The sequence below is a fragment of the Pseudomonas sp. MHK4 genome (genome assembly GCF_054600775.1).
Map to the genome: position 1 here is coordinate 752,473 of NZ_BAAIAK010000002.1, position 26,404 is coordinate 778,876.

A 26,404-nucleotide genomic window follows, 5' to 3' on the forward strand; every position below is an offset into this window, starting at 1 on the left:
TTGTTTTTGTTGTGGAGTCGAGCCGTCCCATCGCACGGGGGTACGCTGAAGATGACTGCTGACCAATAAGATAACAAAGATAACTAAAAAATGAACTGCCACGTGAAAACAACAAAAATTGTCAAATAAACCATAAAAATCAATAAGTAAGACACAGGTATTCATAATTCATTAAAAATAGATAATAATATTAATGTTCGATTACCGGTCATTCGCCATTGACACGGGTCGTTGGCTGTTTCCATTCTCTGTTCGCGAAGCCGGCTGCACTGCGCTCTGCCGGCGGCACAAACAACAATAAAAATGGAAATAGAACATGCCAAAACTCCCTCTGCACGACGTTGCGACGGCGTCAGCCACCTGTGTGCCCGCTATCAGTCGAAGTTTGGTCCTGGCGCTGCTCGGCCTGAGCGTTCTGCCTACCCAGCTTCGCGCCGCAGGCTTTATCGAAGACAGCCATGGCACCTTGACCCTGCGTAATTACTACCTGGACCGCCAATACAAGGACGATGGCGCCAAGACCGCCGCGCAGGAGTGGGCCCAGGGTTTCATCATGAACATGGAGTCGGGGTTTACCGAAGGACCGTTGGGTTTTGGGCTGGACGTTCGCGGGCTGATGGGGGTCAAGCTCGACTCCGCGCCGGATCGCAGCGGTACCGAGTTGTTGCCGGTGTCGGCCAGCGACAATCGGGCGGCGGACGAGTACTCGCGCCTGGCCCCGACCGCCAAACTGCGGTTTGCCCAGACCACGGTGAAGTCCGGGGATGTGTCGATCTTCCTGCCGTTTGCTTTTGCCAGCCCCTCGCGACTGCTGCCACAAACCTTTCGCGGCACCACCCTCAGCTCCAGGGACTTCGATGGACTGACGTTGAACACCGGCTATATCGATCGCATCGACAAGCGCAACTCCACCAACTATGAGGCGATGACCATCGCCGCGCCCAACCGGCGCTTCAACGCCACCGCGACGACCTCGCACATGGCCTATGTGGGGGGCGATTATCAGGTCAGCAAGACGCTGAGCCTGCGTGTCTACCACGCCGAGGTGACCGACTTGTACCAACAGGACACGTTTGCGTTGCTGCATGACCTGCCGCTGGGCGGGGGTGTGTTGACCAGCGACCTGCGCAGTTTTTTCAGCCGCGAGGATGGCAGCGCCAAGGGCGGTGAAGTGGATAATCGCAACGTCTCGGGGCTGTTCAGCTACCGTTACGGCGGGCACAAGCTGGGCATCGGCTATATGCATTCCAGTGGCGACTCGGCGACGCCTTACATCTCCGGAACAGAGTTGATGGGCATGAGTGAGCTGACCATGGCGTCGGACTTTCTCAATGCCAAGGAGCGCACGTGGCAAGCCATCTATGACTATGACTTTGTTGCGTCCGGAGTGCCCGGGCTGAGGGGCCGGTTGCGTTATCTGCGCGCCGACAATATCGAGCTGGCAGCCTTCAACGCCGAGGATCGCAAAGAGCGCGAGTTCCAGATGGAACTGGGCTACGTGGTGCAGAGCGGCCCTTTGAAAAACGTCGCACTGGTGGCGCGCAAGGCGATCTACCGCAATGATTTTCCGACTGGCGCTGCATTTCGCGATGAAAACCAGACCCGGTTCCTGGTGACCTACACCTTGCCGATCTGGTAACTCCGAAGTCCTGCAGACGTCTCACCGGCACGCCCCTTGGGGGCGTGCGTCACTCCTGATAAATCTTCTTCAGCAGTCGCAGCAGCTCCTCGCGCTCCTGATCGTCCAGTGCCGCGGTGGCGTCCAGGTCGCTTTGCGCGGCGATCTGGTTCAGTTCCTTGAGCAGGGTCTCGCCGGTCTTGCTGAGGAAGATCCCATAGGAGCGCTTGTCCGGCTTGCAGCGCACGCGCACCGCCAGCGCACGGCTTTCCAGTTTATTGAGCAGCGGCACCACCTGGGGCGGTTCGATGGTCAGTGCCCGCGCCAGATCGGCCTGCATCAGGCCGGGGTTCTGATTGATGATCGCCAGGGCCGAGAATTGAGCGGGTCGCAGATCGTGGGCCGAGAGGCGGCCAATCAGGTTCTGGAACAGCTTGAGTTGTGCGCGGCGCATGGCGTAGCCGATCAGGTCGTTCAGCGCCGAATCGAGTGGTGCCTGAATCTCGGCGTTGGTCGACGGTGCCTCGATCGACTCGGCGAGGGGGGAGGGCTTGGCCATTGCGGGTGAGTCCTGGGGATTTTGGGTTAACAAGGCTATCTATTTTGCCGGCGTTGCCCGGTGATTGCTATGCCCAATATCGCTTGGCGTTCGGAAGGTGGGGGCTTGCAGCACAACGGAAACAGGTTAATTTTATTAATAGTTAATTGACATAACTAATTTGCCGGTTTAATTTCCAGTCATCTTCACACCAAGAACAAGAGAGCATCGCCATGAGCAATTACGAAGGTCGCTGGACAACGGTCAAAGTGGAAATCGAGGAAGGCATCGCGTGGGTCATCCTCAACCGCCCGGAAAAACGCAACGCCATGAGCCCGACCCTGAACCGCGAGATGATCGATGTCCTGGAAACCCTCGAGCAGGACCCGGACGCCGGTGTCCTGGTGCTGACCGGCGCAGGCGAAGCCTGGACCGCGGGGATGGATCTCAAGGAGTACTTTCGCGAAGTGGACGCCGGCCCGGAAATCCTCCAGGAAAAAATCCGCCGCGAAGCCTCGCAATGGCAATGGAAACTGTTGCGCATGTACGCCAAGCCGACCATTGCCATGGTCAACGGCTGGTGCTTCGGCGGCGGCTTCAGCCCCCTGGTGGCCTGCGACCTGGCGATCTGCGCCGACGAAGCGACCTTCGGTCTTTCGGAAATCAACTGGGGCATCCCGCCGGGCAACCTGGTCAGCAAGGCCATGGCCGACACCGTGGGCCATCGCCAGTCGCTGTACTACATCATGACGGGCAAGACCTTTGGCGGGCAGAAAGCTGCCGAGATGGGCCTGGTCAATGAAAGCGTACCCCTGGCGCAACTGCGTGAAGTCACCGTGGAACTGGCGCGTAACCTGCTGGAGAAAAACCCGGTGGTGTTGCGTGCGGCCAAGCATGGTTTCAAGCGTTGTCGCGAACTGACCTGGGAGCAGAACGAGGATTACCTGTACGCCAAGCTCGACCAGTCACGCCTGCTCGACACCGAAGGCGGTCGGGAGCAGGGCATGAAACAATTCCTCGACGACAAGAGCATCAAGCCCGGCCTGCAAGCGTACAAACGCTGAGGTCCTGCGGTCAGTAGCCGGGCGCGGTTGCGCCCCGGTACTGCGATTACACGGTTCTTATGTATTCCCGATAAAGACTATAAAGAGGAATCACCATGCTGGACGTGCCCCTGCTGATTGGCGGCCAGTCGTGCCCCGCCCGCGACGGTCGAACCTTCGAACGCCGTAACCCGGTGACCGGCGAGTTGGTGTCGCGGGTTGCCGCCGCCACCCTGGAAGATGCCGACGCCGCGGTGGCCGCTGCGCAGAAGGCGTTTCCCGTCTGGGCCGCCCTGGCCCCCAATGAACGTCGAACCCGTTTGCTCAAGGCGGCCGAGCAATTGCAGGCGCGCAGCGCCGAGTTCATCGAGGCGGCCGGCGAGACCGGCGCCATGGCCAACTGGTATGCGTTCAACGTGCGACTGGCGGCCAATATGCTGCGTGAAGCGGCGTCGATGACCACGCAAATCAATGGCGAAGTCATCCCCTCGGATGTGCCTGGCAGTTTCGCCATGGCCCTGCGCCAACCCTGCGGCGTCGTGTTGGGCATCGCGCCCTGGAACGCCCCGGTGATTCTCGCCACCCGCGCTATCGCCATGCCATTGGCCTGCGGCAACACCGTGGTGCTCAAGGCCTCCGAGCTCAGTCCAGCGGTGCATCGCTTGATCGGTCAGGTATTGCAGGATGCCGGCCTGGGCGATGGCGTGGTCAATGTCATCAGCAATGCGCCAGCGGATGCTGCGGCGATTGTCGAACGGTTGATCGCCAACCCGGCGGTGCGCCGGGTCAATTTCACCGGCTCGACCCATGTCGGACGCATCGTTGGCGAACTCTCGGCGCGTCACCTCAAGCCGGCCTTGCTGGAGCTGGGCGGCAAGGCGCCGTTGCTGGTGCTCGACGATGCCGACCTGGACGCCGCGGTAGAGGCGGCCGCGTTTGGCGCCTATTTCAATCAGGGGCAGATCTGCATGTCCACCGAGCGGCTGATCGTCGATGCCAAGGTGGCCGATGCCTTTGTCGACAAGTTGGCGGCCAAGGTCGCCACCCTGCGCGCCGGTAACCCCGCCGCTGAGGGCTCGGTGCTCGGTTCGCTGGTGGACGCCAGCGCCGGCACGCGCATCAAGGGCCTGATCGACGATGCCCTGGCCAAGGGCGCGCGGCTGGTGGTGGGCGGGCAACTGGACGGCAGCATCTTGCAGCCGACCCTGCTCGACGGCGTCGACGCGAGCATGCGCCTGTTCGGCGAGGAGTCCTTCGGGCCGGTGGCCGTGTTGCTGCGCGGGGAAGGGGATGAGGCGCTGCTGCAGCTGGCCAACGACTCTGAGTTCGGTTTGTCGGCGGCGATTTTCAGTCGCGATACCGGGCGTGCCCTGGCCCTGGCCCAACGGGTCGAGTCGGGCATCTGCCACATCAACGGCCCGACCGTGCACGACGAGGCGCAAATGCCCTTCGGCGGGGTCAAGTCCAGCGGCTACGGAAGTTTCGGTGGCAAGGCATCCATCGAGCACTTCACCCAGTTGCGTTGGGTCACCTTGCAGAACGGACCGCGGCACTACCCGATCTGAACAGGCGGGCAAGGCCGAAATAACAATAACAAGGCTGCAGCCAACGGCTGCCACGCTATCGGTGAGTCATCTGCGGATGGCTCGGGGTCTAGCGTGCCTCGACGGAGTACAAGCACTTGAGTTCCGAATTCAGTCTACAAGCCCATGCCAAGGCCGGCGCACCGCGCTATCGCCCCGTGTCCATCGGTTGCGCGGCGGCCGAGGTGACCGAGCAGCAGGGCGAACTACACATGCGCTCCCTGGAAGCCTTGGCCGAGATGCCCACGCGGTTGCTCGACCGCCTGGTGCATTGGGCCCGGGTGCGTCCCGAGCAGACCTTTATCGCCGCCCGCCAGGACGACGGTGAATGGCGCCGGGTGAGCTACGCGCAAATGCTCGACAGTGTGCGGGCGATCGCCCAATGCCTGCTGAGCTATGGCCTGTCGGCCGACAAGCCCCTGGTGCTGCTCTCGGGCAATGACATCGAGCATTTGCAAGTCGCCTTCGGCGCCCTGTATGCGGGTATTCCCTACTGCCCGGTGTCGCCGGCCTATTCGCTGCTGTCCCAGGATTTCTCCAAGCTGCGCCACGTGTGCGACCTGCTGCAACCAGGCCTGGTGTTCGTCAGTGATACCGCGGCCTACCAGCGCGCCATCGACGCCGTACTGCCGGCCGACACGCCACTGATCAGCGTCCGTGGCCAGGTTTCGGGTCGCCGCCAGGCGAGCTTTGCCAGCCTGCTCGAGCAACCGGGCGGCGCCGAGGCTGATGCCGCTTTTGCCGCCACCGGCCCGGACAGCATCGCCAAGTATCTGTTCACCTCCGGCTCGACCCGGCTGCCCAAGGCAGTGATCACCACCCAACGCATGCTCTGCGCCAACCAGCAGATGTTGTTGCAGACTTTTCCGGTGTTCGGTGAACAACCTCCGGTGCTGGTGGACTGGCTGCCGTGGAACCACACCTTCGGTGGCAGCCACAACCTCGGTATCGTGCTCTACAACGGCGGCAGCTTTTACCTGGACGACGGCAAACCGACCGCGCAGGGCTTTGCCCAAACCCTGCGCAACCTCAAGGAGATATCGCCAACCGCCTACCTGACCGTACCCAAGGGCTGGGAAGAGCTGGTCTCGGCCCTGGAACAGGATGCGCAGCTTCGGGAGTGTTTTTTCAAGCGCGTCAGCCTGTTCTTCTTCGCCGCTGCCGGGCTGTCGCAAAGCGTCTGGGATCGCCTTGACCGGGTCGCCGAACAACACTGTGGCGAGCGTATCCGGATGATGGCCGGGCTGGGCATGACCGAGGCCGCGCCATCCTGCACCTTTACCACCGGGCCCTTGTCCATGGCCGGTTACATCGGCCTGCCGGCGCCGGGTTGCGAGGTCCGGTTGGTGCCTAAGGACGGCAAGCTGGAAGGGCGCTTTCGTGGGCCGCACATCATGCCCGGTTACTGGCGCTCACCGCAGCAGACCGCCGAGGTGTTCGACGATCAAGGCTATTACTGTTCCGGTGATGCGCTCAAGCTTGCTGACCCGCGTGACCCACAACTGGGGCTGATGTTCGATGGGCGCATCGCCGAAGACTTCAAGCTGTCTTCCGGGGTGTTCGTCAGTGTCGGCCCGCTGCGCAGTCGAGCAGTGCTGGAGGGCTCGCCTTATGTCCAGGACCTGGTAGTGACCGCGCCGGATCGCGAATGCCTGGGCGCGCTGGTGTTCCCGCGGTTGTACGAATGCCGCCGCCTGGCGGGGCTTGGTGCCAGTGCCAGCGATGCCCAGGTGCTGGCCAGCGCGCCGGTGCGCGAGTGGTTCGCCGACTGGTTGCAGCGGCTCAATCGCGATGCCAGCGGCAATGCCAGTCGCCTGGAATGGATCGCATTGCTCGACGAAGCCCCGTCCATCGATCGTGGTGAGATTACCGACAAAGGCTCGATCAATCAGCGCGCGGTATTGCAATGGCGTGCGGCCCAGGTCGAGGCGCTTTATCGCGGTGAAGACCCGTCGATCCTGCGCGCAGGGTCACGGTCTTGAGTGGGGCGGGGCAATACTCGTCCTTCAGTGATGTGGCGATTCTTGAAGCGGTGCGAACGCCTTGGGTCGATGTCGGCGGCGCACTGGCCCAGGTATCGCCCATCGACCTGGGCATCAAGGTCGGTCGCGAAGCGTTGGCCCGTGCCGGGCTCGATCCGCGGGCGGTTGATACGGTGCTGGCCGGCTCCATGGCCCAGGCCAGCTTCGACGCCTACATGCTGCCACGTCATATCGGTCTCTACAGCGGTGTGCCGCAACAGGTGCCGGCCCTGGCGGTGCAGCGCATTTGCGCGACCGGTTTCGAGCTGTTGCGCCAGGCTGGCGAACAGCTTCAAGGTGGCGCGCAACTGGCGCTGTGTGTAGGTGCCGAATCCATGTCGCGCAACCCGATTGCCGCCTACACCCACCGGGGCGGGTTTCGCCTCGGGGCGCCGGTGGATTTCAAGGATTTCCTTTGGGAAGCGCTGTACGACCCGGCACCGGGACTGGACATGATTGCCACGGCGGAAAACCTCGCCAGGCGTCACGGCCTGAGCCGCGAGGCGGTGGATCGCTATGCCCTCGACAGTCACCAACGGGCGCTGCACGCGCAGGCCAGTGGCTGGTTCAGCGATGAAATCGTCCCGGTGGTTAATGAGGTGTTTGAGCTGCAAGGCTATCAGCCACGGGGTATAACCCTGCCGCGTCGATGTGAAGCGGTCATCCAGGACAGCCATCCCCGGCCTACCGATTTACCCGCGTTGGCCAGGCTGCAGGCGATTCACGCCGAGGGGGTGCAAACCGCCGGCAACAGCTGTGCGGTGGTGGACGGCGCAGCGGCCGCACTGGTCGGCCGAGCCTCGATGAGTACGCGTCCGGTACTGGCGCACCTGTTGGCCACTGCGGTGGTCGGTGTGGCGCCGGAGTTCATGGGGATCGGCCCGGTTCCGGCGATCCGCTTGTTGCTGGAACGCAGTGGGCTGGTCCAGGACGATATCGCCCTGTTCGAAGTCAACGAAGCCCAGGGCGCGCAAGTGCTGGCGGTGGCCCAGGAACTGGAACTGGACAGCCAGCGGCTTAACCGCCGGGGTGGTTCGATCGCGCTGGGCCATCCATTGGCCGCCACCGGCCTGCGGTTGGTGATGACCCTGGCGCGGCAATTGCGCGAGCGACATCTGCGCTACGGGATCGCCGCGGCCTGTGTCGGCGGCGGGCAGGGCATGGCCGTGCTGATCGAAAACCCGGACTATCGCGGCTGACCCTTGCGGTGTGTTTTCCATTTTGACCCCACGAGGTTAGCCATGTGGCACTACCAGGCGCCGTTGCGCGATATGCAATTTATCCTTGAACACTGGCTGCAGTCGCCCCAGGCATGGAGCCAGATGCCCGCATTCGAGGCCCTGGACTTGCCATTGGCACTTCAGGTGCTGGGTGAGGCCGGGCGTTTCGGCGCGGATGTGCTGGCGCCGCTCAACAGCAGTGGCGATCGCCAGGGTTGCCGCTTCGACAATGGCCGGGTCAGTACGCCGGACGGTTTTGCCCAGGCCTACCGGGCATTCGCTGAAGGTGGCTGGCCGGCATTGGCCTGTGATGAAGCCTTCGGTGGCCAGGGCCTGCCGCAATTGCTCGATGCCGCCTTGCAGGAAATGCTCTACGCCAGCAACCACGCCTGGGCCATGTACACGGGAATCGCCCATGGCGCCTACCTGTGCCTCAAGACCCATGCGCCGCAGTGGATCAAGGACCGTTATCTGCCGCAGATCGTCAGTGGCGAGGCGCTGCCAACCATGTGCCTCACCGAACCCCAGGCCGGCAGCGACGTCGGCCTGCTGCGCTGCCGCGCCGAACCCCTGGACGACGGCAGTTATTCGCTCAGTGGCAGCAAGCTGTTCATTTCCGGAGGCGAACATGACCTGACCGAAAATATCCTGCATCTGGTGCTGGCGCGTGTGCCCGGGGCGCCTGCGGGAAGTCGTGGCGTTTCGCTGTTCCTGGTGCCCAGGCACCTGGATGACGGTCGAGCCAATGCGCTGCGCTGCGACGGTATCGAACACAAGATGGGCATCAAGGGCAGTGCCACGTGCTCGCTGGTTTTCGACGGCGCCCAGGGTTGGCTGATTGGCGAGGAGAATCGTGGTCTGGCGGCCATGTTCGTGATGATGAACTCGGCGCGACTGCATGTCGGCCTCCAAGGGCTCGGGCATGCCGAGGCTGCATGGCAGAACGCCTATGCATACGCATTGGAGCGCAGGCAAATGCGTGCGCCCAAGCACCCCGTCGGGGTTGCCGGCGAAGCGGTCGACCCGATTCATTATCATCCGGCCATGCGCCGGGTTTTGCTGGAGCTGCAGGCCTGCACCGAGGGCATGCGCGCCGTCGGTTATTGGGCCGCGCATCTGCTCGACCAGGCCGAGCATGTGCCGGACCCGTTGGCTCGCAAAAGTGCCTTGCAACTGGCGGAGCTGTTGACGCCGGTGATCAAGGCTTTTTTCACTGACCAGGGTTTTCGTCTGGCCAGCAATGCCCTGCAAGTCTTTGGTGGCTACGGCTACGTCGCCGAGTTCGCCATTGAGCAGACCCTGCGCGACAGCCGAATAGCGATGATTTATGAGGGCAGCAACGAAATCCAGGCCAATGACCTGATTCTGCGCAAAGTACTGGGCGATGAAGGCCGCGCGTACGCTCAATTGTTGGCGCTGATGCGCGAAGAAGCCGCGCAGGCCGGAGAAACAGCAGACTGCGCCGGCTTTGGCGCGGAGCTGGCGTCGCTGTGCAATAAACTCGAGGGCGTGCACGGGGAGATCCGTGATCAGTCAGTCGAGGACATCGAATACCCCTATCGGGCCGCAGGCGACTTTCTGCGCCTGTGTGGCGTGGCCCTCCTGGCTTTTGCCTGGACCCGGGCGGCACGTGTCGCACGGTCATTACCCGACAGCGATCCTCTGCGCATCAGCAAGCTGCAAACAGCGAGCTTTTTCTTTGCCTACTTGCTGCCGGAAGCGGACCAGCGGATCGCTGCCATTCGTGCGGCCAAGGCGCCGCTGCCGTTTCTCACGTGAGCTGCAGGAGGCGCGTCGCGGGCATCAGGCATGATCCAAACGCTTCAGGCCCCTGATTCCGGGTCACTCGCAGGCAAGCCACGAGCCTCCTTGTCTTTTTCGTCCTGATCGTTCATGTGCGGGGCGGCATCAGAATCATCGAGGCGAGCACCTTTTCCAAAGTCCGGATGCTCACTCGAGACCGGGTTATTTGCCTCCCCCTCTCTCCTGTCTTCATCGACAGGCGCTTCGTCGTTCACCGGCAATGGAACCTCGGGCGCATCCTTCCTGGGGTCATGGCCGGTTTCGTTGTCCGTCGTTCGTGTCACGTCCTGCTGCGACCTGTTACCCACTGCATTCTCGTCAATGTCCATGCTGGTTCTCCGTTCTGATGCGCACAATCTCCGCGCTTATACATGAGAGATAGCGGCGCACGTTGAGTGCCTGACTTTGGACGAACGGCGAACTCCAGAGCCCTCACGAAAGCTCAATCCCAGTCGAAGCCGAGTCCCGGATCGATCGGCGGGATGCACTCCAGGGTCGCCAGATCCAGCAGCGTGAAATAACCGTCCAGCCAGCCCGCTGTGTCGATGTGATACACATTGCCAAGCACTGCAGGTTGCCTGAGCGGTGTATGGCCGACCACCAACGCTCGAAGACCTTCGACGCCGGCGGTATCGCCGTCCTGAATCCGGGTACGTGACCACAGGCAACTGTGCAGCACCCGTTCCAGCCGTTTAGTGCCTGCAGGCGATTGCAGTTCGCTGCGCAATTGATCCCACGAAGGCACCGGGCAATCGGCATGAATGATCCCGACCCATCCGCCAGGCGTCTCGACCTCGATGGCGATCGGCAGCTCGGCGAACTGCACCGCGAACGCTATCTGCTCGAACGGCGAAAGCCCGGCGAACCATGACCCGCCATTGCAGATCCAGCTGTCGATGTCACAAGTGTCGAAGTGAACCACGTAGTCGTCATGGTTGCCGCACACCGCGTGAAACCATGGTTTGGCAAGCCAGTCGAGCGCGTCGCGGCTCTCGGGTCCACGATCGATCAGGTCACCGACGCTGAACAGGCGGTCGACGACCGGATCGAAATCGACCGCCTCCAGCGCAGGCTGCAATCGGCTGAAGTGACCGTGAATGTCACCCACCGCGAAATCCCGGCCAGCGGTATTTGCAGCGAAGCGCTTGATGCGTGACACCCCGATGGTTTCGATCATGGGTCACTCCGGTACGGCGGGAGGCATTCCTTTAGATTTTGGCATAGCTTCGGCTCTCCCGCCCTTTACCGTCGGGAACCAAATCGGTCCACAGCGTCTACATTCCAGGGAGTGTTCCCTTTCTGAGAGTACGGATATGTCCAGATACCGCTCGTTGATTGCAGCTATCACATGTGTTGCATTGGTCTGCGGCTCGGCTACGGCATGGGCCGATCCGGGCAATGGCAAGGGGCAAGGAAACGCAAAGGGCAATTCGCAAAACAGCCAGGCGCATGGCAACCAGGGCAATAAAGGGAACAATTCCGCGGGCGGTGATTGGGACAATGGCCCGAGTATCAATCGGGGAAACGTGCTTGGCATTGTTGATGGGTATCGAGATTACTGGAGCCCCGGACCGGCTTTGCCGCCCGGGATTCAAAAGAATCTCGCCCGGGGGAAACCGCTGCCACCGGGCATTGCGAAAAAGCTCGATGGTCGGCTGATCGGCAGGCTGCCTCATTATGACGGGTACGAATGGCAGCAGGCGGGCACCGATTTGATATTGATTGCGATTGCTACCGGCCTCATCTATGAAGTTCTCAACGGTGCTTTCGATTGATGATTGGCTGACGCATCCGTCCGTCGCGGGGCTTTGAACCGGAAGAGGTTTAACGCGTCCTAAGGTACGCGATATCAACCCTCACGGAAGCAATCATGCTTTTAAAAAACAAGAGTTTCGTTGCTGTAATGTCATTCGCCCTGATGCTTGCAGCCGCTCCGTTATTGCCTGCTGACCTGTCCATCATGAACTCCGCCTATGCCAAAGAAGGTGGTGGTGGTGGTGGTGGTGGTGGTGGTGGTGGTGGTGGTGGTGGTGGTGGTGGTGGCCACGGCGGCGGAAATGGCGGCGGCAATGGCGGTGGCCATGGCGGCGGTAATGCTGGCGGTCACAGTGGTTCGGGTCACTCCGGCAGTAACGGCCGCGGTGAGGGATTGAGCAGTGATCATGCGGGCAAGTCCGTTCGCGACCATGGCATCAGTGGCAACCACTATGGCGGTGATCGTAATAGTGACAAGGGTCACGGCACCACGACTTCGGGCATTGCGCATTCCAAAGATACCCGTGGCCTGACCAAGGCCACGGCAATTTCGGCCTCGACGCCGGGAGATCACAACGCCAAGGGGTTGAGTAATGCCGGGTCGTCAACTTCGAAAAAATCCCATTGAGCAGAATCGGGATGAGATGTCCGCTATAGGCTGAACCAATAGTTATTCCTATCGGTTTCTGCGAACAAAAAAATCCCGGAGACCTTCTGTCTCCGGGATTTTTCGTTGTAACGCCGGGCGAAATCCTGCCGTACGTCGTGATCTGTCAGTTGGCCGGTACAGGCTCAACTACGGTTGCAGGTAAGACTGCTCTGCAACGCAGGAGCCCGATGCATGTCCAGAATCCTCTTTCTGATGTTCTCCGGCCTGGTCATGTGCGCCAGCCAGGCCATGGCGGACACCCTCAAGATCAGCGTCATTGGCGCCGGCAACGTCGGCGGTACGCTGGGTACGTTATGGGTAAAGGCCGGGCACTCGGTAATGTTTTCCTCGCGCCACCCCGAGGAGCTGGTGGAACTGGTCAAAAGCGCCGGCGCCAACGCCCGGACGGGCTCGGTCAGCGATGCCGCGGCTTGGGGCGATGTGATCGTGTTGAGTGTTCCCTACGGCGCGATGCCGGTGCTGTCCGAACAGCTCAAGGGCAAGCTCGACGGCAAGGTGGTGTTCAGCACCAGCAACCCGTTCAGCGGCCGTGATGGAGACGTCGGGCGCAAGGCGCTGGAGGCGGGCGCCGCCTTCGCGGATCAGCAATATCTACCCGGTGTGCACCTGGTGCGGGCGTTCAACGCCATAGGCTACGCATCAATGAAAGACCAGTCTGGCAAGGGCCAGGCGATTCCCGTATTCGCCGACGACGCCCAGGCTCGGGACCTGGGGATCCGGTTGGTGCGCGATGCCGGATTCACGCCAGTCATTTTCCCGCTGGCACGAGCCAATGAAGGATTGCCGGGCGGCCCGCTCAGCGGCCTCTGGAGCGAAGCCAAACTCGAGCGATTGACGAAGCACACGCAGTAAAACCATAACGCAGAGCATCAGGCAAACCCCTTACTTGCGCACGTTCTGATACAGCATCAACCGCGAGGTTTCATGCATGGCGCGGGTCAATAGTGCCAGTCGCTTGAACTCCTCGGGGTTTTGCTCGGCGACGTTGTCCAGCGGCGTCGCGGAAGCCAGGTCATGCAGGCTTGGCGAGCTGCCGTCGTGCTCCATCTGCACCATGTAGTGTTGCGTCACGCCGGCAATCAGCGGGAAGGTGCCTTCACGCAACACCAATGGCACCACGCGTTCGCCTTCGGGGGCGGGCTGCTGGATATCACGGCCCATGCCACCGTTGCGAAACTCAAGGCCGGCCATGCCCGCCACGGTGGGCAGCAGGTCCACCAGGCCGACCGCTTCCTCGACCTTGCGCGTGCCGATCATGCCCGGTGCGTGGATGATCATCGGCACCGCGTTGCTTTCCAGGCCCAGTTGCTCGTAGGCCGGTGCGAGGAAAGGGATCTGCGCGATACGGGTGTTGTGGTCGCCAAACAGCACGAAAATGGTGTTGTCGTACCAGCCGCCGGCCTTGGCGATTTCCATCAGGCGTCCGATGTTGAAGTCCAGCAGGCGCACGGCGTTGTATTGCTCGACACTGCGCGAGCCTGCGGCCTGGACTTGCTCCAGGGTCGGGTGCTTGACCTCGAAGCCGTCATTGCTCGCTGGAATCGTGAAGGGCCGATGGTTGCCGGCCGTTTGCACATAGGCGAAGAACGGTTTGTCCCTGGGTAGGGCTTGCAGGATTTGGTCGGTTTCCTTGAACAGGTCCAGGTCCGAGATGCCCCAGACATCCACCACCGGGGATTTCCAGTCGCGCTCGTCGAACAGCCGCACGCCGTCGATGCTTTGCCGGATCAAGGCATTCATGTTGGCCCAGCCGGAGTTGCCGCCGATGGTGTAGATCTTCTCGTAGCCGGTGAAGGCATTGACCAGCGTGTTCTGCCGGGTGATCAGGGGATTACGCGTCGCGGTTTCGTGGCGGGTGACATCAGGCACTCCGGTGATGCTGGCCCAGACGGTTTTCGCGGTGCCCGTCACCGGCACGTAGAAGTGCTTGAAGAACCAGCTCTGGGTGGCCAGGCGATCGATATTGGGCGTTGGATCGATCGGGTTGCCATAAGCCCCGACGGCGCTGGTGCCCAGCGACTCGAGCATGATGAACATCACGTTGGGTGGTCGCGAGCCTGGAATTTTGTAGGGTTGTGGCGCCTGGTGGCGCACGAAATTGAGGGTCTGCGGGTCGGGTTGGTCGACGCCCAGATAGTGGGCCATGACCGCGTAGTGTTCGCGCACCTGGGCTTCGTCATAACGCGACTGGCCGACCTTGACCGTGTCGTAGAGGAAAATCACCGGGTTCAGGCCCAATGCGGCGACCTGGTTGTTGCCCGAGAAGAACGCATCGCTCCAGCGCAGCGGCACGGGGTTTTCGAGGTTCAGGTGTTCGACACGACCCAGGATGCCCAGCAGCACCAGCACCACCATCAACGCACCGCCCCATGTCGCGGAGAACCGGTTAATGACTTGGCGGGGGCGGTCCAGCGTGACGCGCTCCAGGCGCGCCAGGGCCAGTGTCACGAACGCGACTGTGGCCAGCCAACCCAGTGCAATCCAGATGACCGGGTAGGTTTGCCAGACCATGTCCCGGGATATTTGCGCATCCTCGATGAAGCGCAAGACCGTGGCGTTGATCCTCACGCCAAGGTAGGCGTAATGGCCAAAATCGATGATATAGATCAGCAGCACCGCGCCGAGGATGGCGACCAGGTACAGGCGGGCGATGATGCGCAGGAGGCGGCTGCGGACCAGGTTCCAGCGCGGGATCCAGGCCAGCAACGCCAACGGCAGCATGACCAGGATGGCCAGGCGCAAGTCGAAGCGAAAGCCGATGCCCAGGGTTTTCAGGACGTTCTCGTCGTCCAGGGCTGTGGGCTGGAAACCGGAAAAGCCGAAAAAGAACATCACCCGCAGCAGTGCAAACAGCACAAACGCGATCGCTGTTGCGCCCAGCCAGTAATGCACACGTCTCGATTTCAGCCAGCCCATGCCTGTTTCCTTATTGAGCGTTTCGTTGAGTTTCAGACGCCGCGCAGTGCCGGCGATAGGCCCAGCGCGCCGCCAGCACCAGCAGTGCCAGGCAGCAAAACAGGCCCAGCAGTGGATCGACCAGGTAGTCCCAATAGTTGTGGGAAGGTTTGATCCCGGCGATGAAGGCCAGGGTCGCGCAGGTCAGCATCACCACGGCCAGGTAATGGCGCAGGTAAAACAGGCTGAACGTCATCAGTGCGACGAGCAACAACAGGGGGCGTGGGCTGTAGCCCCGCCGGTAAGGGTCCAGGTCACTCAAGCCCAGGGTTGCCGGGTACAGCACCAGGGCCAGCGCGGCGAAGAGGATCAATACGCTGGTTTGCCCCCGCTGCGCAGGCGGTAAAAAATCCAGGCGACGCAAACACCCCCACGCCATGAACACCATTGTGGTAATCGCCAGGTCGTCGATATGGCTGCGCAAGTAGGCGGCCAGCGACAACCCACCCAGGGGGATGAAGCTGGCGGCCAGCAGTGCGATCAGCAGCGCGATGCGCCAGGTTCTGTCCAGGCCAAAAGACGGCAGCAACAGGAAGACGATCATCGCGAAGCTGGCATGGGCTTGCCACAGGTTAATCATTGGAGGCGCTCGGACAGCCAGGCATCGTTGAATGTGACGTGTTTGATGAAGGTGTTGTTCCAGGAATACACCAGGTGATACATGCCGTCGGGACTGCGGATGAAGTAGGGGTATTCATATTCAAATTCACACTCCTGGCTTTTACACACACGTTTGTCGAGGTTAGCGAGGAATTGCGCCTCCAGCGCCTGGCGCAGCTTGCCACTGGAGCCGCGGAATTCCTTGCCGATGATTTCCTTGTAGGCCAGGGGTGAATACGGATCGCCCTCGGGATCCGGTGACTTGTCCAGGTCGTGCAACAGGCGCCATGTGTCCATTTTCGCATCGGTGACATACAGGCTCAGCTTGAAGCGCCCCTCTTGCAGGTCGTTGAGTGCTACCAGCAACCCGTGTCCCGGAGTCGCCACGACCGCCAACGAGGAATTGGGGTTCGACGGAATCAGAGGAAAAGGTTCGCTCCAGCTTTGCCCGGCATCTTCCGTGCGGCTCGCCAGGACTCGGTGGTGGGTGCTGCCGGCATAACGCAAAAAGGCGATGCCGCGCTGGCCATCCAGCGGAACGATCGCCGGTTGCAATGAATTGTTGCCGTGGCTGATGCGGAATTTGTCGATCACCTCACCGTCTGCGCTCAGGTACAGGTACTCGGCAAACTTGCCCAGGAATTCATGGTAGACCGGCAAGCCGATGGAGCCGTCGACATGGAATACCGGTGCCGAGCGGACCAGGGTGCTGATGTTCAGGAAAGGTGAAGTGATCAATTGGCGCGGTGCTGACCAGTGCGCGCCAAAGTCGTCCGAAACCATCACATTGACCGCGCTGCCCGCCCAGCCACCCATGGAGACGGACACGTAGAACAGCCACAGGCGATTGTCCGGGGCGAGGGCTATGACCGGGTTGCCCAGTTTGCGGATGTATTTTCGCGTGCTCTGCTGGGTCGAATCCCGGGTCGCCATGACCTGCTCCTCCCCCCACTCGCCGGTGTTCAGGTTGAAGCGGGCGGAACGCACCTGCACATCCGCTGCGCCTTCACGGGTGCCGGCGAACCAGACCGCCATCAGGCTACCGTCAGGCAAGGCAGTGACCGCCGCGGAATGCACAAAGTCCACCAGCCCGGAGGAGGCGAAACGGCTGGTGTAAATCGGCTTGGCCGAATTATCTGCCACAGCCAAGAGCGGATTGATCAGGGCAAACGACGAATGCGTGGGGGCAGGGTGGGTGATCCATGCGCCCGCAAAGAGGCACGCCAGGGCAAGGTAGACACCGAGTGCGGGAACGCCGGGAAATTGAATGCGCATAAATCAAGCCCTTCGCATTTCGTGGCCCAATAAAACGCTCGAGCTCAGACTCTAGTACATGATCTGATTGCGTGAATGTCTATTCTGCAGGGTTGGCGCATGGCTGTTTCCACCAGGCGCAATCGCTGGGCTGGGCACAAACTCAACGGAATCATTGAGTTACTGAATGGTCATAACCAGGGTTCAACGCCGTGCGGGTGCTCCGCCGGGCAAAACACTCTCAGCCCCCGACCTTCAGGATGTACAAATGAATCGCGCAGTAATGATGACCCTGGCCATTTCCAGCTTGCTCTTGCTGGGCGGCTGTGGACCTCACTGGGAAGACGGAGAAAGGTACGGCCGCTATCACGATCATGATCATCGCCGTGGCTATGACCAGCGCGATGACGATGACCGAGGGTATGACCATCGATATGATCGTCGTGACGACGATCGCGACAACCGTCGTTATCGCGATCGTGACGACTGATACACCCTGGATAATTGAAAAACGAAGGGTAGGGGGTCAGCTTCCTGACTTACTACCTTTCTGATTGTGCCCGTCGTCCTCAGACGCCGCGTCTTTTTTCATGGAATGCGAATCGGCGCCGGAATTCGAGCCTGACGCTTCCTCGCCCTTCTTGTCAGCCTTTTCCTCGTTGGATTCAGCGCCCTGGTTGAGCCCGGGGGCGGAAGGTGGAATGGTTGCATCCTCGGTCGTTTTCTCGGCGGCCAGCACGTAAAGCGGCGAGGCCGACAGCAAGCCCGTGAGCATGAGCGCGGCAAGGGTTGTGTTCATCATTTGAGTCTTCCGTGCGAGGGGATGTACTGCATTGGAAGAGCGGAGCACAGGAAGGTGCGCAGTGGCGGACGAGCGGCTGTACCCGATCTGCTGTGGGCCTGCCGGTGATGGTGGCCTGACAGCCGACCTACCTCTCGCGGCTGTACCCAATCTACCGTAGGAGCGAGCTTGCTCGCGATGGAGGTCAACGATGACTCTGGGAGCCTGACACCCCGCGTTGCTCTCAGGTTTTTCGCGAGCAAGCTCGCTCCTACAGGGGGTGGGCACAAGCATTTGAAATTTCACGGCCGCCAGATTTCAACATCCTGCGCATCCACCGCCTTGGGCAACAGGCCTGCGGCAAAAAATGCGTCGGCGATTTTCTGCTGTTCACCTAGCTCATCACTCTTCACCGGCTGTACCTGGTAGCTGCGATGGGTGTTGGCGGTCTCGACAGTTTCCTCTCCCAGGTTGCCCCACAGCGGGCTGAGCACCTGGGCCGCTTCACGGGGGTGGGTTTTTACCCAGCTGCCGGTCTTGTCCAATTGCTCGTAGACCACCTTGAGTACCTGCGGGTGCGCCTTGGCATAGTTCGTGCTGGTCAGATAGTAGCGCTTGTAGCTGGCCAGGCCCGTGCCGTCAGCCAGGGTGCGGGTCGGCAGTTGCCGTTGTGCGCTGGTGAGGAAGGGTTCCCAGGTGACCCAGGCGTCGACCTTGTTGTTCTCGAACGCGGCGCGGCCATCGGCGGGCGACAGGTAGGCCGGCTGGATATCGGAAAACGCCAGCCCGGCCTTGGTCAGGGCGGCAATCAGCAAATAATGGGCGCCGGCGGCCTTGGTCACGGCCACCTTCTTGCCTTTGAGGTCCGCCAGTTGCTGCAGGGACGAGTCCTTGTGCACGACGATGGCCTGGGCCGTGGGAGAGGGCGCTTCCTGGGCAAAGTAGGTAAGCCTGGCCTGGGCAGCCTGGGCGAAGATCGGCACGGTGTCGGCCACGTCGGCGCTGATATCGACATTGCCGACATTCAGCGCCTCCAGCAGCGGCAGGCCGCTTGGAAACTCATGCCAGCTCACGTCGATGTTCTGTTGCGCGAGGGTTTTATCCAGGGTGCCCTGGCTCTTGAGCAGGGTAATCAAGGTCGATGACTTCTGGTAACCGATCCGCAGCGTCTCGCGGGCCTGGGATGGCAGGGAGAAGGTCAGGGCCAGGGCAACGATCAGGCCGGCCAGCACGGGGCGTTGAAACTTTGCTGCAGGGGCGAATCTGGACATGGCACGCTCGATATCAGGACAGGGAAGGGTTCGCTGACCTGAATAATATGGTTATAAAAAATAGTTTATAAATACGTATTAGGAATTAGCTTAGTGAGTTTTTACCATCAGAACGCGTACTGCAAACGGGTGTAGTAGTAGCCACCGGTGAAACCGAAAGGTGAGTAGCTGCCCCAGTTGTCGCCGAACGAAGAGTTGGGCACGCCGATATGATCGGGGTATTTGTCGAACAGGTTCTGCGCACCGACGGCGACGGTCAGCTGCCGAGTCAGTGAGTACGCAACATCGAGGTCGGTGATCCATTTGGCGGAATAGTCGCGGTCCAGGCTCGAATCGGCGGAGCTGTTGACTTCGGTGTAGGTGCCATAGCGGGTCAGGCGCAGGTTGACGTCGAAGTCATGGATCGCCCAGTCAGCGGAGAAAATCGCCTTGCTGCTCGGCGAGGTCTTGGTGATCAGCGCCCGCGCCTGGCGCCCGAGCAATTGATAGCTGCTGTTGAGGGCGGTGAGCTGCGCCGGGGTCTGGTCGACGCTAAGGATTTGCGTGTGGTTGTAGTTCAGCGCCGCGGTCCACCGCACCGAGCCGAACGCATTGAGGTTCTGCCGATAGTTACCCACCACATCGACCCCGGACGTACGGGTACTGGCGCCATTGGTGAAAAACTGTGCGCCGGCGGTCGCGGGTACACCAATGCTGTCGAGCAGGGCGGCGACGCCCGGGCCCTGGAAGCGTTCGCTGAGCACCAGGCGGTCGCGCAGGTTGATCACATAGCCGTCCACGGTCAGGCTCAGGTCTTCGCTGGGCGTCAAGGCAAAGCCGAGGCTGAAGTTGGTCGAGCGCTCGGGTTTCAACGACTCGGCCCCCAACGCCTGGGCGCCTGCCGAGTCCACCGGCACAATCACGTAGTTATAGGACTGGTAGACGCCATTGATGGTGTCGAACCCGGTCGAGCGCGCGGTGAAGACCTCGTTGGCCAGCGATGGCGCGCGAAAGCCGTTGCTGATGGTGCCGCGCACGGAAAACACCGGGTTGAACTCATAGCGGCTGCTGATCTTGCCGCTGCGCGTGCTGCCCACGCCTTCGTTGTAGTGCTCGTAGCGCGCGGCGACGCCCAGGTACCACTGCTCGACCGGGTAGAACCCCAGGTCGATGTAGGTGGCGACGTTGTTGCGACTGACTTTTTGCTCATCGTCAGGGGTAATGCCGTTGGTGACCTGGGCGCCCGGATCCGGGCGTTGTCCCGCGCGCGGATGATCGGCAGGGAACACGTAGCCGCCGTCGATATAGGACGCTTCGGAGCCGGCACGCGTCTCGTAGCCGTCACGCCGATGCTCGAAACCGAAGGCGACATCCAGGGGTTTGGACAAGCCGATCTCGTAGCTGTTTTTCAGGTCCAGGTTGCTGGTCCACTGATCGGCGATGTAGATGCCGGAGGTGAATTTGTTCGGGGTGTTTTCGCCCAGCGACGGGTTCTGGTTGTCATAGGTGCGCTGCTTGGCGTAGTTGCGCCCGTAGGTGCTGCTCAAGTCCCAGGCCCAACCGCCGATGCCGATGTCGTCACCCCGGGCGCCGAAGGCGGACTGGAAGTCGGTCTCGTTGATCAACCAGTAAGGGCTGTAGCCATCGGGAAAGCCGTTGGGGCCGGTGGTGATGGTGTTGCGCCCGCTGGGCAGGCGGAAGTTCTGGCCGTCGTTGTTTTCCCGGGTGGCCAGGGTCGAAAATGAATAGAGCGTGACGGCTTCGTTCAAGGGCAGGTCGAGGTTGTAGGCGGCATCCGCCAGCTGGCTGCGCGGCAAGCCATAACCTTTGTAAGTGTGATGGCTGGCCGTGGCCTCGCGCGGATCGGGCGAGCCGTCCGCCAGTGGATAGTACTGCGAGGTGTAGCCGTTGCTGCCGGCCTTGTTGTCCCGCTCCTGGTAGCGGGCATCGAGCGAGACATTGAGCACGCCGGCGTCGCCGATTTCGAAACCATGGTTGAGGGCTTCCTGGGCGGTGCCGCGCTTACCGTCGTAGTTCTGCCCCAGGGTGGTGTCGGAGCTGCCGCCGGTGGTCTGCTTGAGGATGATGTTGATCACCCCCGAGATGGCATCCGAACCGTACTGCGCGGCCGCACCGTCGCGCAGTACCTCGATATGATCGATGGACGCCACCGGGATCAGGTCGAGGTCGCTGGGGGCGGCGCCGCTGTTGATGCCGTTGATGTTCAGCGTCGCACTGGTGTGCCGGCGCTTGCCGTTGACCAGCACCAGCACATGGGACGCGGTCAGGCCGCGCAGCGTCGCCGAACGCACCACGCCGCTGGCATCCCAGCCCGCCCGGTCGGGCAGGTTGAAGGACGGGATGAATTTGCTCAGCGCCTCCAGCAGGCTCGGTTTGCCCACCGCGCGCAATTGGTCGCCGGTAACCACGTCGATCGGTGTCGGGCTGGTGGTGACGGTGCGTTGTTCGGCGCCTCGGTTACCGGTGACCACCACCGTATTGAGGGTGGGCGAACTGGTTTCGGCAGCCTCGAGGTTGAACGAAGCAAGGCTGCAGGCAATCGACAGGGGCAGCAATAAGGGTCGGTAGGTCAGCGCTGTTCCGCGCTCTGGTTGGTTGAACATGAAGGTGAAGCTCCTTGATGGCGGGTGATGTCCGTGTCACTTCTTGCGCGCGGCGACGGCCTCGATTTCGACCAGGCCGCCAGGCAGCGGCAGGGCCACCACTTGCACGGCGGTGCGTGCCGGTTTGTTCGGTTGCGCGGTGCTGCCGAAGAACGGCGTATAACCTTGCTGCAACCCGGCGAAATCGAGTTTGCCGCCCTTGGCCGGATCACCCACCAGGAACACCCGCAGTTGCACCACATCGCCCAGGTCCAGGCCCTGGCTCTGCAAAACGCCCTTGAGCTTGTTGATGATCGAAGTGGTCTGGGTCGCGGTGTCGCCGTAGGCGGCAAAGGAATCCTTCGGCGCGTTCGGGTCATGCAGGTCGGCCAGAAGTCCACTGACGAACAGCAGCTCGGTTTGCGCCGGCACCTGTACCGCCAGCGAGATCGGGAAGTTCGAGTTGGGCAGGGCGACGCGTTTGATCTCGTCGGCGTGGCTGCCTAAGGCGGTGGCGGTCATGAGCAGTCCTGTCAGCAAGGTAATGGCTTTCATGGTTCAGTCCTTTTGTTCAATGGGTCAGGCGGCGACGCCCGCTTGGTTGCGTTCGGCATCTCGGCCGATCAGCGAAACGATGCGTCGCGCCGAGTCGGCGGCGCTGTTCTGCCAAATGCCGACACCGCCGTGGGCCAGGGCATCGCTGGCCAGGTAGGTGCGGCCCTGGGGTTGGTTGAGCAGTTCGTAGGCGCTTTCGCCGACTTCATCGTTGACGATCCACGGGCCTTTGCTGAACGGCACCTTGGCCCAGTTGATGGCCACCGGTTTTTGCAGCTTGGTGCTGTGGCCGGGGTGCAGCAGTTCCACGGCTTGCCGGGAGGACGCGAACTGTTCGGCGAGGGATTTCCTGCTGAAGGCCTGGGCCGATTCGCTGGTGTTGTAGGCCGCCACCAGAATCCCCTGGGCACTGTTGAGGCGATCGCTGGGGTACCACAGGCCTTTGACTTCATGGTCCAGGTACGAGAGGCCGCCATAGATGTTGAAGTCGGTTTCCCAGAACCGTGGCGACTGCCAGGCGACCTTGTTCGCCTGATCGCTTTGCGCGCTCTGGATCGCTTGCTTGAATGGCGCGCTGAAGTTGCTCGGCAACTTGGCCAGCAGCGGCAGGGGCACCGTGACGATGGCGTAGTCGGCGTTCAGGGTTTGCGTAGCGCCGGTCTTGCGATCGCGATAGGTAATGCGGCTGCCGTGCTCGGACGTCTGGATGTCGCTGACTTCGGCATTGAAGCGCACGGCGTCCTTGAGCTTGTCGTAGAACGCATGGGGAATGCGGTCCATGCCGCCGACCGGCTGGAACATGGTCGAGGAGAACTCCGGGATTTCATCGAACACCAGCGCGCCCCAGAGCTTGGGGTTGAGCAGGGTCTGCAGCTCCAGCGGCGTACGGGTAATGCCGGTCTGGTCGCCGGCACCGGGCACGCGGGTATAGCCCGAGCGCACCGAACCCTTGTATTGGAAGTCGGTGTTGAGGTCGCCATAGACCTTGAGAAAATTCAGCAGTGCCTGGCGATCGTCAGCGCTCAGGTCCTGGTCCAGGGCTTTGCGGCTGACCGTGCGTGCCAGCAGTTCGGACAGCTGCCCGCGGGTGTCGTTGACCGCCTGGCGCAACTGGAACGCCGGCTGCTTCGGGTCCGGCAAGGCCAGGGCGTTGCGGCTGCTGTTGACCAGCACTTGCAGCTCCACGCCCAGCTCGCGGCAGTAGCCGAGAAGGGTCTGGTGATGGCTGGGAATGCGCGCTGGACCGGCGTTGAAAAACTGCCCGTCATCGAAGTCGACGGTCTGGCTGACACCGTCGTCGAAATCGATTCTGGTTCCGCGTCGCACTGTCCAGTTACGTCCACCCACCCGTTCGCGGGCTTCGAGAATGGTCACGGTAAAGCCGGCCTTGCGTAGCTCATAGGCACTGACCAGGCCGGAAATACCGGCACCGACCACCACCACGTGCTTGCCTTTGCCACTGTTGCCCAGTTGCAACGGATTGAAGGTCGACGCCACGGCCTGAGGCGTCAGCCCCAGTGCGCCGAGGGCGCTGACAGCGGCGGAATAACCACCGACGGCGGCAATGCGGGAAATCAGTTCCCTACGGGTAAAAGCCATGATGTTGCTCCTTGGAGTGCTTGCGTTGGGGCCTCTGTAGGAGCTGGCTTGCCAGCGAAGGCGGCGCGGCAGTCGACAATTATGTTGAATGACCCACCGCTTTCGCTGGCAAGCCAGCTCCTACAAGGGGTCAGAGGTCGTAGCGCACCGACAACAGCACGGTGCGCGGGTCGTTGATCGAGTAGTAACGGGCGCCGCTGGAAGGCACGTAGCCGACCGATTGCGGGTACGCGCGATCGAGCAGGTTTTTCACCGCCAGGGTGGTGGTCCAGTGGCCGTCGCCGGAGAGGTAGCGGGTGTTGGCATTCCAGAAGGTCTGCTTGGGGATTTCCTGGATGTCGTCGTTCAGCGCGTTGGCGTAGGACTTGGTCTGGAACTGCGCATCGGTGCCCACCAGCCAGTCGCCGGGCAGGCCGGCGGGAATGGTGTAGTTGAGGCCGACGCTGGCGTTCCAGCGCGGCGAGAACACCAGTTGCTTGCCGTCGGCATCGACACCGGCACCGGCGGCATTTTCGAAGTCGTCGTACTGGCTTTGCAGGTAGCCGACGTTGGCGGTCAGTTGCAGGTCGCGGGTCAGCGCGGTCAGGGTTTCCAGCTCGACACCGTAGGTGTGGGCCTTGCCGACGTTGGTCCGCAGGCTGACTCCCAGCGCCGGGTCGTAGGCGTTGGTCTGCAGGTCGTCGTAATCGTTGTAGAACAGCGCGAGGTTGGCGCGCAGGCGGCGCTCGAAGAAGTCACCCTTGAAGCCGGTTTCCCAAGTGGTCACGTCTTCCGGGGAGAACGCCTGTTCGGCGGCGGCCTGGGTCGGCGCGCGGTTGTCGTAGCCACCGGCCTTGAAACCCTTGGCCACGTAGGCGTACTGGTTCAGGTGCTGCGTCCAGGCGTATTCGAAGCCCAGCTTCGGGCTGGTGGACTGCCACGACTTGCTCGAATCGGCGCTGAAGTTGGTCCCGGTGATCTGCCGCTCGGTGGTGATGGCGTAGTTGGTGTAGTCGAAGTTCTTGTGCTCGCGGGTCAAGCGCAGCCCGGCGATCAGCGACAGCTTTGGCGTGACCTTGTAGCTGCCCTGGCCATACAGGGCGTAGCTCTCGGTGTTGGTCGTGCTGTATTGACCCTGGCCGATCACCCGGTTGCGCGCGATGGAATAGGTGAGGTTGTCGCGGTCGGCATCGAAGGTCTCGCGGTACAGGTACAGGCCGGTGCTGAAGCTGAAGTCGTCGTAGTCGCCGTTGAGCTGCAGTTCCTGGGTGGCGTAGTCCTGCTTGTACAGGATCAGGTTGTTCTGGATCAGCGCCGCCTGGCCCGAGTTGTCATAGTTCACCGGCTGGTGGAAGGCCGAGTAGGCCGTTACCGATTTGAAGTTCAGGTGATCGTCGATGGCATAGATCGCGCGCAGCACCGAGCTGCCCTGGTCCAGGCGGTTTTTCGGATTGAGGCTGCTGTAGCTCTTGAATTTGTCGAAGCGACCGTTGGCATCGAAGGGGGTGTAGCTGGTGGTGTCGCCTCGGTCGAACGTACCGGCCAGGGTCAGTTGCACATCCCAGGGCGAATCGTCGGGGTTGTAGCGCAGCTTGCCGCGATAGGACTGGATGTCGACGTTGTTCACGTCCGAGCCCCGGGTGGGGTCGGAGACGGTGCCGTCACGGGTCAGGCGAATCGCCGAAAAACTGCCGAACAGCGCATTGTCCACCAGCGGGCCGCTGATCAGCAGGCGGCCGTTCCTGGCATCGTAGTCGCCGCCGGCGAGTTCGAAGAAACCGCGGGTTTGCTGGGTCGGATCGCGGGTGATCACGCGGATCGCGCCGGCACTGCTGTTGCGTCCATACAGCGTACCCTGCGGGCCACGCAGGACCTCGACGCGCTCGACGTCGTTGAAGTCGAGCATCGAGGAAATGGCCCGCGGGATGTACAGGTCATCGGCGTAGACCGCGACGGCCGCTTCCTGGATCGGGTCGGTCTCGCCAATGCCGCGAATCCCGTAGGTCTGGGCGCTGTAGGAGATCGACTGGCGGCTGAGGGTCAGGTTCGGCACCTGCCCGGACAGGTCGCGGATACTCTTGATCTGCTTGTCTTCGAGGGCCTTTTCGTCGAACGCGGAAATTGCCAGCGGGGTCTTTTGCAGGTCTTCGCTGTGGTGTTCGGCGGTGACGGTCACGACGGGGAGGGCACCCTCCCTGGTGCTTTCATCGGCGTGGACCGACAAGCCGACGAGTGCCAGTGAAACAGCCAGCGTCAGGCGGTTTGAGTGGAAAGTGTTGTGCATGGTGAACCCCGGATGCGGCGTGACCGTGGGATGGTGTCGGCCGCAAAGACATATGGTTGCGTGGGCCTCCACCTGGTCGGGGGTCGGTGATGGTTGTAACAATATTTGTATAAATAGTGACTGTAAAAGTCCGAATAGTTATAAGTTAATTATAAAAAATAAACATTAAATTAAATTATTAAATGCGTAAGTCTGATGTTGTGATTGAGGCTATGCACAAACCAATGTGGGAGCGGGCTTGCTCGCGAAGAGGGCGTGCCAGGCAACATTAATGTCGACTGACACGCCCTCTT

General features: G+C 61.5%; 22 protein-coding genes. 10 read left to right on the top strand and 12 right to left on the bottom strand.

The genetic code is table 11. The features are described from left to right. The first annotated feature begins 316 nt into the window (after positions 1–316). Positions 317–1,639 carry an OprD family porin gene (locus tag ACYP2Q_RS08490; protein WP_459730057.1) on the top strand — a complete coding sequence of 441 codons (1,323 nt, stop codon included), beginning with the start codon at positions 317–319 and terminating at the stop codon, positions 1,637–1,639. A gap of 49 nt (positions 1,640–1,688) precedes the next feature. Here ACYP2Q_RS08490 and ACYP2Q_RS08495 read toward each other — a convergent pair whose 3' ends face one another. Then, a complete protein-coding gene (locus ACYP2Q_RS08495; protein WP_459730058.1) occupies positions 1,689–2,177 on the bottom strand; it encodes a MarR family winged helix-turn-helix transcriptional regulator in 489 nt (162 codons plus the stop codon). Positions 2,178–2,389: 212 nt separating this feature from the next. On the opposite strand from ACYP2Q_RS08495, the gene ACYP2Q_RS08500 reads away from it, so the two are divergent. From ACYP2Q_RS08500 to ACYP2Q_RS08520, 5 genes are all read left to right on the top strand, one after another. Further along, complete coding sequence (locus tag ACYP2Q_RS08500) at positions 2,390–3,220, top strand: p-hydroxycinnamoyl CoA hydratase/lyase (RefSeq protein WP_138965462.1); 831 nt, start codon at positions 2,390–2,392, stop codon at positions 3,218–3,220. Positions 3,221–3,315: 95 nt separating this feature from the next. Further along, positions 3,316–4,764, top strand: a complete 1,449-nt coding sequence (locus ACYP2Q_RS08505) for an aldehyde dehydrogenase (protein ID WP_459730059.1) — start codon at positions 3,316–3,318, stop codon at positions 4,762–4,764. Positions 4,765–4,880: 116 nt separating this feature from the next. Then, entirely contained in the window at positions 4,881–6,764 is a 1,884-nt protein-coding gene (locus tag ACYP2Q_RS08510; protein WP_459730060.1) for a feruloyl-CoA synthase, read from the top strand. Then, a complete protein-coding gene (locus ACYP2Q_RS08515) occupies positions 6,761–8,002 on the top strand; it encodes a thiolase family protein (RefSeq protein WP_459730061.1) in 1,242 nt (413 codons plus the stop codon). The genes ACYP2Q_RS08510 and ACYP2Q_RS08515 overlap by 4 nt, the downstream gene beginning before the upstream one ends. A 42-nt stretch (positions 8,003–8,044) precedes the next feature. Further along, positions 8,045–9,802 (top strand): acyl-CoA dehydrogenase, encoded by a 1,758-nt coding sequence (locus tag ACYP2Q_RS08520; RefSeq protein ID WP_459730062.1) that lies wholly within the window; start codon positions 8,045–8,047, stop codon positions 9,800–9,802. 44 nt (positions 9,803–9,846) lie between these two features. On the opposite strand, the gene ACYP2Q_RS08525 is transcribed toward ACYP2Q_RS08520, so the two are convergent. Further along, complete coding sequence (locus ACYP2Q_RS08525; protein WP_459730063.1) at positions 9,847–10,155, bottom strand: hypothetical protein; 309 nt, start codon at positions 10,153–10,155, stop codon at positions 9,847–9,849. 113 nt (positions 10,156–10,268) lie between these two features. Continuing rightward, positions 10,269–11,003, bottom strand: a complete 735-nt coding sequence (locus ACYP2Q_RS08530; RefSeq protein WP_459730064.1) for a metallophosphoesterase — start codon at positions 11,001–11,003, stop codon at positions 10,269–10,271. A gap of 136 nt (positions 11,004–11,139) precedes the next feature. Here ACYP2Q_RS08530 and ACYP2Q_RS08535 point away from each other — a divergent pair, with 136 nt between their 5' ends. The 3 genes from ACYP2Q_RS08535 to ACYP2Q_RS08545 all read left to right on the top strand — a co-directional run bounded on the left by ACYP2Q_RS08535 (position 11,140) and on the right by ACYP2Q_RS08545 (position 13,103). Next, positions 11,140–11,601 carry an anti-virulence regulator CigR family protein gene (locus ACYP2Q_RS08535; protein WP_459730065.1) on the top strand — a complete coding sequence of 154 codons (462 nt, stop codon included), beginning with the start codon at positions 11,140–11,142 and terminating at the stop codon, positions 11,599–11,601. 95 nt (positions 11,602–11,696) lie between these two features. Then, on the top strand, positions 11,697–12,209 hold the full coding sequence (locus ACYP2Q_RS08540; protein WP_459730066.1) for a hypothetical protein: 513 nt from the start codon (positions 11,697–11,699) through the stop codon (positions 12,207–12,209). A gap of 213 nt (positions 12,210–12,422) precedes the next feature. Continuing rightward, a complete protein-coding gene (locus ACYP2Q_RS08545; protein WP_459730067.1) occupies positions 12,423–13,103 on the top strand; it encodes an NADPH-dependent F420 reductase in 681 nt (226 codons plus the stop codon). 30 nt (positions 13,104–13,133) lie between these two features. Here the strand turns inward: ACYP2Q_RS08545 and ACYP2Q_RS08550 are convergent, their stop codons facing one another. The 3 genes from ACYP2Q_RS08550 to ACYP2Q_RS08560 are packed head-to-tail and all read right to left on the bottom strand — an operon-like array spanning position 13,134 to position 17,081. Next, entirely contained in the window at positions 13,134–15,167 is a 2,034-nt protein-coding gene (locus tag ACYP2Q_RS08550; RefSeq protein ID WP_459730068.1) for an LTA synthase family protein, read from the bottom strand. A 10-nt stretch (positions 15,168–15,177) separates the two neighbouring features. Beyond that, on the bottom strand, positions 15,178–15,786 hold the full coding sequence (locus ACYP2Q_RS08555; RefSeq protein WP_459730069.1) for a hypothetical protein: 609 nt from the start codon (positions 15,784–15,786) through the stop codon (positions 15,178–15,180). Continuing rightward, positions 15,783–17,081, bottom strand: a complete 1,299-nt coding sequence (locus ACYP2Q_RS08560; protein ID WP_459730070.1) for a sialidase family protein — start codon at positions 17,079–17,081, stop codon at positions 15,783–15,785. Before ACYP2Q_RS08560 ends, ACYP2Q_RS08555 begins: the two co-directional genes overlap by 4 nt. Positions 17,082–17,328: 247 nt before the next feature. On the opposite strand from ACYP2Q_RS08560, the gene ACYP2Q_RS08565 reads away from it, so the two are divergent. Continuing rightward, positions 17,329–17,550: a hypothetical protein gene (locus ACYP2Q_RS08565; RefSeq protein WP_459730071.1), complete on the top strand. Its 222-nt coding sequence runs from the start codon at positions 17,329–17,331 to the stop codon at positions 17,548–17,550. A gap of 36 nt (positions 17,551–17,586) precedes the next feature. On the opposite strand, the gene ACYP2Q_RS08570 is transcribed toward ACYP2Q_RS08565, so the two are convergent. The 6 genes from ACYP2Q_RS08570 to ACYP2Q_RS08595 form a co-directional block, all read right to left on the bottom strand. Beyond that, positions 17,587–17,859, bottom strand: a complete 273-nt coding sequence (locus ACYP2Q_RS08570; protein ID WP_459730099.1) for a hypothetical protein — start codon at positions 17,857–17,859, stop codon at positions 17,587–17,589. Positions 17,860–18,143: 284 nt separating this feature from the next. Further along, entirely contained in the window at positions 18,144–19,112 is a 969-nt protein-coding gene (locus ACYP2Q_RS08575) for an aliphatic sulfonate ABC transporter substrate-binding protein (RefSeq protein ID WP_459730072.1), read from the bottom strand. Positions 19,113–19,219: 107 nt separating this feature from the next. Then, a complete protein-coding gene (locus ACYP2Q_RS08580; protein WP_459730073.1) occupies positions 19,220–21,715 on the bottom strand; it encodes a TonB-dependent receptor plug domain-containing protein in 2,496 nt (831 codons plus the stop codon). Positions 21,716–21,751: 36 nt separating this feature from the next. Then, positions 21,752–22,249 carry a RidA family protein gene (locus ACYP2Q_RS08585; RefSeq protein WP_459730074.1) on the bottom strand — a complete coding sequence of 166 codons (498 nt, stop codon included), beginning with the start codon at positions 22,247–22,249 and terminating at the stop codon, positions 21,752–21,754. 24 nt (positions 22,250–22,273) lie between these two features. Further along, on the bottom strand, positions 22,274–23,848 hold the full coding sequence (locus ACYP2Q_RS08590; protein WP_459730075.1) for a flavin monoamine oxidase family protein: 1,575 nt from the start codon (positions 23,846–23,848) through the stop codon (positions 22,274–22,276). Between the two features lie 130 nt (positions 23,849–23,978). Then, positions 23,979–26,111 carry a TonB-dependent receptor gene (locus ACYP2Q_RS08595; protein WP_459730076.1) on the bottom strand — a complete coding sequence of 711 codons (2,133 nt, stop codon included), beginning with the start codon at positions 26,109–26,111 and terminating at the stop codon, positions 23,979–23,981. Positions 26,112–26,404 lie beyond the last annotated feature (293 nt).